Origin of the sequence: Rhizobium sp. UBA1881, from assembly GCF_002338015.1 — a bacterium.
In the GTDB taxonomy this organism is placed as follows: Bacteria; Pseudomonadota; Alphaproteobacteria; order Rhizobiales; family Rhizobiaceae; genus Rhizobium.
Map to the genome: position 1 here is coordinate 406 of NZ_DDHH01000193.1, position 562 is coordinate 967.

The window sequence follows — 562 nt, forward strand, 5'->3', positions numbered from 1 at the left end:
GCCTTCTTCAAGGTCGACATGGCCGGCAGCCGCGATAGCCGCAAGCCTGCCGCCCGCATCAGCGTTCGCAGCCCCGCGCCCGCAGCCGCCCGCAAGCCTGCCTCCAAGCCGGTTGCCAACTCGGTCTCGGCGCAGCAGGCCCGCGCCAAGGGCTTCGCACTCGACATGGCCATGGGCGGACCCGATGACGGCGACGCCGATTTCAAGGAAAGCGCATAATATGGCAACCACCTCCCAGGAAGCGCAGTTCGTCACCTTCAGCCTCGGCGAGGAAATCTTCGCCGTGCCTGTGGAGGTGGTTCGCGAGATCCTCGACTATGCCGAGGCCTTCAAGATCCCGAATGGTCCCGACTATCTCCTTGGCCTGCGCGACGTGCGCGGCCAGGGCGTCCCGACCATCGATCTCAGGCTGAAGCTTGGCATGTCGAAGACGGTGCCCACGTCGCACACGCGGGTTCTCGTCCTCGACATCCCGATGGAGAGCCGGCTTCTCACGCTCGGCCTCGTCGCCGACCGGGTCTTCGAAGTCACGCCGTTCAGGCGCGACCAGATCGAGGCGGCG

The 562-nt window shown here is 66.2% G+C and carries 1 protein-coding gene and 1 pseudogene; both read left to right on the forward strand.

Annotation, left to right across the window (positions count from 1 at the left end; genetic code table 11):
- A pseudogene (locus B3605_RS23940) lies at window positions 1-219 on the forward strand (methyl-accepting chemotaxis protein); the annotation flags it as partial.
- Between the two features lies 1 nt (window position 220).
- Window positions 221-562: chemotaxis protein CheW (locus B3605_RS23945; RefSeq protein WP_296436490.1), on the forward strand; the 342-nt coding region annotated here is incomplete at its 3' end.